Source organism: Megasphaera sp. AF13-6AC (assembly GCF_027685385.1).
GTDB classification, from domain to species: domain Bacteria; phylum Bacillota; class Negativicutes; order Veillonellales; family Megasphaeraceae; genus Megasphaera; species Megasphaera micronuciformis.
Genome location: NZ_JAQCUN010000071.1, coordinates 1 through 6,731, shown reverse-complemented (window position 1 = coordinate 6,731; position 6,731 = coordinate 1). Strand labels below are relative to the sequence as shown.

At 45.7% G+C, this 6,731-nt stretch carries 6 protein-coding genes; 4 read left to right on the top strand and 2 right to left on the bottom strand.

Features of this window, described 5'->3' with window-relative positions:
- The 4 genes from PGX78_RS05120 to dnaB all read left to right on the top strand — a co-directional run.
- Positions 1 to 1,105: DHH family phosphoesterase (locus PGX78_RS05120; protein ID WP_270445698.1), on the top strand; the 1,105-nt coding region annotated here is incomplete at its 5' end.
- Position 1,106: 1 nt separating this feature from the next.
- Positions 1,107 to 1,553 (top strand): 50S ribosomal protein L9, encoded by a 447-nt coding sequence (gene rplI, locus PGX78_RS05115; protein WP_006941288.1) that lies wholly within the window; start codon positions 1,107 to 1,109, stop codon positions 1,551 to 1,553.
- A 4-nt stretch (positions 1,554 to 1,557) separates the two neighbouring features.
- The gene (gene lonC, locus PGX78_RS05110; protein WP_270445695.1) at positions 1,558 to 3,465 is read left to right on the top strand and encodes a Lon family ATP-dependent protease; all 1,908 of its coding nucleotides are present in this window, start codon (positions 1,558 to 1,560) and stop codon (positions 3,463 to 3,465) included.
- A 9-nt stretch (positions 3,466 to 3,474) separates the two neighbouring features.
- Complete coding sequence (gene dnaB / locus PGX78_RS05105; RefSeq protein WP_006941282.1) at positions 3,475 to 4,812, top strand: replicative DNA helicase; 1,338 nt, start codon at positions 3,475 to 3,477, stop codon at positions 4,810 to 4,812.
- 13 nt (positions 4,813 to 4,825) lie between these two features.
- Here dnaB and PGX78_RS05100 read toward each other — a convergent pair whose 3' ends face one another.
- Positions 4,826 to 5,716, bottom strand: coding sequence for an epoxyqueuosine reductase (locus PGX78_RS05100; RefSeq protein WP_270445692.1), 891 nt, complete (start codon positions 5,714 to 5,716; stop codon positions 4,826 to 4,828).
- Positions 5,713 to 6,393, bottom strand: a complete 681-nt coding sequence (locus PGX78_RS05095; protein WP_270445690.1) for a GntR family transcriptional regulator — start codon at positions 6,391 to 6,393, stop codon at positions 5,713 to 5,715. Before PGX78_RS05095 ends, PGX78_RS05100 begins: the two co-directional genes overlap by 4 nt.
- Between the last annotated feature and the right edge of the window lie 338 nt (positions 6,394 to 6,731).

Sequence of the window (6,731 nt, the reverse complement as noted above, 5' to 3'; positions counted from 1 at the left end):
TTTGGCACTCGGCCGAGGCGGCGATCAGGTCGTCGTTTATGAAAAAGACGGGACACCTCATTTTTACGGCGGTAAGAGTCAGTCCGTAGAAAAAGCGACGCGCGTTCGTGCACGTGTTGTGGCACAGGCTATGAGAGAATTGGTATACGGCTGTGATTCCGTATTTATTACAGGACATGTGCGGGAAGATTACGATTGCTTAGGTGCGGCTATCGGCGTAGCCCATATGGCACGCTTATCGGGTCGACCTGTATACATTATTCTCAGTGAACAATTGGATGCGGTGCACCCGCTTTTGGATCAACTGAAGGAAGACGAGTTGTACTCACTGTTCATTACAGCGGATGAAGCGGCGCATTTGTGTACGGATAAGTCTCTTCTTTTCATTGTTGATACACATCGCGGAGATATGGCGGCAGGCAGTAAATTACTTGATATTACGCCGAATCGGGTCGTCATTGATCACCATCGTCGGTGTGCAGACTTTATTAAACATCCGTTATTGACGTATATGGAAACATCCAGCTCATCGACGAGTGAACTTGTCACGGAATTGATTCAGTATTATCAAGACGAAGTGGAGCTGACCAGTTTGGAGGCAACGGCTCTGTATGCGGGAATTGTTGTGGATACGAAAAATTTTGCCGTCCAGACCGGGGTTCGAACCTTTGATGCAGCCGCATACTTACGTCGATGCGGGGCAGACCCCGAAATTGTGCGCAGTATTTTCAGCTCCGATTTTGCTACTGTACGGCTCAAATCAAGCCTCTTGGCAAAGGCAACCATTGAAGACGGCGTGGCTATGCTTGATTGCGGTGATTTAAAAGAAAATGCGACTATGTTGGCGGCTCAATTAGCCGATATGTTGATCAATCTTAATAATGTAAGAGCCAGCTTTACTTTTTACGAACTGGCCGAAAAAACTGTCGGTATTTCCGCCCGTTCAAAGGGCGAAGTTAACGTTCAACGTGTTATGGAAGTCTTGGGAGGCGGCGGTCACAGCAATGTAGCCGGTGCTCAGTTGAAGGGTCTTACGATTGAAGAGGCACAAGAAGTCGTTCGGAAGGCGCTGGAAGAAATTCCGGAAGAAAAGGAGTCTGAATAATATGAAGGTTATTTTATTGCAAGATGTAAAAAAGCTCGGTAAAAAAGGTGAAATCGTCGAAGTTTCAGACGGATACGGCCGGAATTATTTACTGGCTCGCAAATTGGCTGTTCCCGGTACATCGGAAAATCTGAATGATGCAAAACAGAAAAAGGCGGCGGCCGACCATAAGGCACAAGTAGCATCGGATGAAGCTCTGGTTTTAGCCAGTGAGTTGAAGAAAGTGGAACTGACGATTCCCGTGCGTATCGGTGAAGGAGGTAAAGTTTTCGGCGCCGTAACGGGGAAAGATATCAGTGATGCGGCGAAAAAACAATATGACCTTGATCTGGATAAGCGAAAAGTAGAAATCAAGGAACCCATTAAAGCTCTGGGGACGTTTGAAGTGACAATCCGGGTACATCCGACCATTACTTCGGTCATTAAGGTACATATTGTCGAAGGATAATTATATGAAAGAATTATTGGATAAACTGTTGCAGCGCCACAAATATTTGGAACCGACGGCGGAAGACGAACTTCGACGTCAGGTAAATGTACTGTATGGTGCTTTTACGGGACTTATGGGGCCGGAAAAAATGGTGCTTCGTGCCGGGAAATATTCGGCATTGGCCTATATCCACTCTGAAGATCCGCGCGAACGGCTGACAGGGTTGCAACGTCTTATATATGAAGATTCATCTTATGACAAAGTACCTACAGATGATGAGGTCGTAGACGTTTTGAACGATTTGGAAAATGTATTGGCTGAAATGCTGGCTCGTCAGGCTGTAGAAGAGCGTCTTGAAAAGAAGATTTCCAGACGGATGGATGAAAAGCAGCAGGAATATGTTCAGGAAATTAAGATGCAGCTTATACAAGAAGAGTTGCATGATGTGGAGACCCCGCAGACGAAGGAAAAGCTGGAACGGTTGGAATCTTTGGATAAGGTAAAACTGGCCGCATCGGTCATGGAAAAGGTACGTCCTCAGAAAATGGAGCGTATTGTCGGCCAGGAACGAGCTGTCGAAGCCATGTGCAGTAAGGTGGCTTCCGTGTATCCTCAACATATTCTCTTATACGGGCCGCCCGGAGTCGGTAAGACCACGGCTGCCCGCATTATTTTGGAAGAGGCGAAGAAACTTCCGTATACTCCGTTTTCGGTTGACGCACCCTTCGTTGAAACGGACGGAACAACCTTGAGATGGGATGCCCGCGATATGACGAATCCCCTTATCGGCTCCGTTCATGATCCTATTTACCAGGGGGCACGTCGAGATTTGGCTGATACGGGCATACCTGAACCCAAACCGGGGTTGGTAACGGATGCCCACGGCGGTATTTTATTTATCGATGAAATAGGTGAAATGGATCCGCTCTTATTGAATAAGTTGTTGAAGGTATTGGAAGATAAGCGCGTAAAGTTCGATTCGGCTTACTATGATGCATCGGACCCGGCAGTACCGGCTTATATTCGCAAACTTTTTGCAGAGGGAGCTCCGGCAGACTTTATTTTAATCGGAGCGACGACTCGTAGTCCTCAGGAAATCAATCCTGCCATTCGCTCTCGCTGTGCGGAAGTGTACTTTGAGCCTTTGAACGGAACGGATATTCAGGCTATTGTTCGCAACGCGGCTCATGATTTATCAGTATCTTTGGAAGACGGCGTGGCTGAATATATTTCTGAATTTACAGTCGAAGGGCGTAAGGCGATTAATCTTTTGGCCGATATGTACGGGTATACCGTTTATAAGCAAGGATCGGGAGAAAATACGGTTATTACTCTTGAAGACGCCAAGCATGTGGTAAGAATCGGTCACTTTATCCCGTATGCAGCGGAAAAAGCGTCATCCCTTCCGGTAGCGGGAAAGGTCTTCGGGCTCGGTGTTTCCGGGTATTTAGGTTCGGTCATAGAAATCGAGGCGGTGGCATTTCCGGCCCGTGAAGCGGGGAAAGGGTATTTTCGTTTTAACGATACGGCCGGCTCTATGGCAAAGGACTCGCTATTTAATGCGGCGGCTGTCGTTAGGGCCGTAACGGGAAAGGAAATCTCCGACTTCGACATAAATGTCAATTTTGTCGGCGGCGGCCAAATTGACGGCCCGTCGGCGGGGACGGCCGTTACGGTTGCTCTCATTTCCGCACTTACAGGGAAAAAGGTGCGTCAAGACGCGGCTGTTACGGGTGAAATATCCGTGAGCGGACAGGTTCGTGCTGTAGGCGGTATTTTCGAAAAAGCTTACGGGGCATCTCGAGCCGGAATGAAAGACATGATTATTCCTGCCGAAAACAAGGATGAAATTACGAAACATCACTTAAATCTAAATATTCATGCCGTTACGACAATTCAGGAGGTCATGAGTCTCCTCTTTGTCGAATAGGAGAGCTATATGGAACAGCGCATACCCCCGCAAAATGTGGAAGCGGAACAGGCCGTTTTAGGAGCCATGTTGATTGACCGCAGTGCCGTCATTGCGGCAACGGAAAAATTGGATGCTGAAGATTTTTATAGGGATACACATAGGCTTATTTTTGAAGCCATGGTAAACCTTAATCGTGCCAATAAAGAAGTTGACGTTATTACTCTCGATGAAGAGTTGCGACGCATGAAAAAGCTTGAAGAAGCAGGCGGTATACAGTATATTTTATCTTTACCGAATCTGGTGGCTACAGCGGCCAATATTGAATATCATGTCGGTATTGTGGCTGAAAAGGCATTGGGCAGAAAGCTTATTCGAACCTGTACGGACGTGGCAGCCGATGCTTATAACGGCGAAAAATCGACAGAAGATATTTTGGATATGGCGGAACAACAGATCTTACGTCTGGGTGATAGTCGTAAACACGGCAATTTTGCCTCTGTGGGAGAGGTTGTAGGTACAGCCTTGGACCATATTACGAAAATGTATGAAAACAAGGAAGGGCTTACGGGTCTGCCGACAGGATTTAAAGATGTAGATATGCTGACTTCAGGTTTGCAACCGTCGGACCTTGTGTTGGTGGCAGCTCGCCCCAGTATGGGTAAAACAGCGTTCACCCTGAATATTGCACAAAATGTAGGTGTTCGTCAAAAGAAGACCGTTGCTTTTTTTTCGTTGGAAATGTCTCAAGAACAGCTGGTTCATAGACTTTTGTGTCAAATTTCCCATGTAGACTCACAAAAGCTGAGGACCGGGCAGTTGAATACGGATGAAGAGTGGACGAAACTGACAGAAGCTTGCAGTAAATTATATGATGCACCTATTTATATAGACGATACGCCGGGGATATCCGTCGGCGAAATGAGATCCAAAGCCAGACGCCTTAAGGCGGAACATGGCTTGGACCTGATTATTGTTGACTACTTACAACTTATGCAAGGGAAAAATGCCGAAAGTCGGCAACAGGAAATTTCCGACATATCCCGAAACCTGAAAGCATTGGCAAGAGAGCTGAAGGTGCCGCTTATTGCTTTGTCACAGCTCAGCCGTAGTGTTGAAAGCAGACAGGATAAGCGACCTATGCTCAGTGATTTGCGAGAATCGGGTGCTTTGGAACAGGATGCGGATATCGTTTCTTTCCTGTACAGGGAAGATTACTATAATAAAGAGACGGAAGACCAACATATTACGGAAGTTATTGTGGCTAAGCATCGAAACGGCCCTACCGGTACAGTCAGACTGTACTTTAAAGGTGAGTATACATTATTTATGAACTTGGATACTCGACATAGCGAAGTGCCGCAATAAAAACACGCCCGAATTATTTTTTTGATTCGGGCGTGTTTTCTTGTTCTATATAAGTAAAGTTTCGAATGAGTATGGCTTTTCCGCGCCAAGAAAAGCCTCGCTTTCCATAGGTTTCTTTGAATTGGCGGTTTGTGAGATTTTTGAAGGAGCGGGCATCTACATAAGATAAGAGATCCGTACGAAAGTCAGCAAGGGGGGTTACGGGAATATTCTTGTTGTGAGGACAGACTCGCTGACACTCGTCGCAACCGAAAATATACGGTGTTTTAGCGATAATTTTTTGTTCTTGGACTGTAAGGTCGCCCTTTTTTTGAGTTAAGTAAGATTTGCATGTGGCAAAATTATAAGCTGATCCTGAAAAACATTTGCCCGGGCAGATTTTTTCGCAATTGCCGCAGTGGAGACACTCTTTTTTTGTCGGCTCGTCAACCTCTAAAGCGGCTGTTGTTAAAACGGCACCGATAAAGCAGTAAGAGCCGTAGGTTTCATGTATCAGACAACCGTTGTCGCCGATAAAACCGAGGCCGGCAGTGACGGCCAAATGGCGGTCGGACAACGGTGATGTATCTACTACCGGATAATAAGACGAGCCGGGAAAGGCCTTTTTCGTAAACTGCCCTATACGGTTTAAATAAGAATGTATAATTGTATGATAATCATAACTGTGAGTGTACAAGGATAAATTCCCGTTTTTCGGATAGCCGCAAAAATAAGGGAAGAGGACAACAATGATAGACCGACATAAAGGCAGTAACCGGCAAGGGTCATAGCGATCGATACCGCGTCCGGAGGCTAAAGGACAAATGTCTCCTTGCATGGGCGGTATCGGTAATGAGGCACTTGCAATGCCTACGGCAGTGAGTCCTAAAGTCCTGCAAAAGGTTTTTACATCCTGAGCGGTCATAGGGAATCATCTCCCGCTTCCGTCGCAATGTAAGACGATGCGGACGTGTAGCAAATACGCAGATGCTCTTCCATCATGCGTACGGCTTCTTGAGTATTGCCGTCACTTAAAGCATCTAAAATTGCCGCATGTTCATCGGCAGCCTCTTGCACCCGGTTAGCGTGGCTGTATAGAGAATTAATACCCGTACGACGAATTTTATCTCGAATTTCTTCTACGAGGACACGAAGTAATGTGTTTCCCGTAGAAGCAATAATGATATTATGAAATTCCGTGTCACTGAAAATAAACTCCTTATACGCCGGATCTTTATGATGGATTAACTTTTTCTGTTGTTCTACGAGAAGCCGTAATAGTTCCAGCTGATCCTTGGTAATTGACGTACTGGCTAATTGGACAGCCAAGACTTCCAAAGCCGTGCGAATTTGAAAAATGTGGGTCAAATTCTTTTCGTCAAGACGACGGACGACAATTCCTTTGCGAGGGATATAACGAAGCCAACCCTCTTTTTGAAGCTGCCTCATAGCTTCGCGAACAGGTGTGCGACTAACGCATAACTCTTCAGCCAAAGCCCTTTCCGTTAACACTTGACCATCTTTGTAAGTTTGGTCGAGAAGCCGATTTTTGACAGTTTTATATACTTGTTCTTTTAACGCAGGTGCGGCATTCTTCTTCATTCTAGCTCCTATAGAAAGTAATCATGGTTCAGAGGTGTTTGTTCTTCGCTTGCAGTATTTGTATAACGAAGCCAGCCCCGTTACGTTAAGGCTGGTATAGTAAATATAAAGCAAATTGTATCTTTGTATATATACTTATCATATACTATTGGCGAGAATCTTGCCAAGTATGAGCATCAGGTATACATGATGCCTTGGTTGAGAGTCGTTCAGTGTGTAGTGTACAATAAGAGCCATAAGGAGGGGTGAAGATGAAGGTAAAAGAATTACAACAGCGCTTTGCTTGCGGCAAGGTTGAAAAAATGTATGAAAATAGCCGAAAAATATCTTTTCTCTTA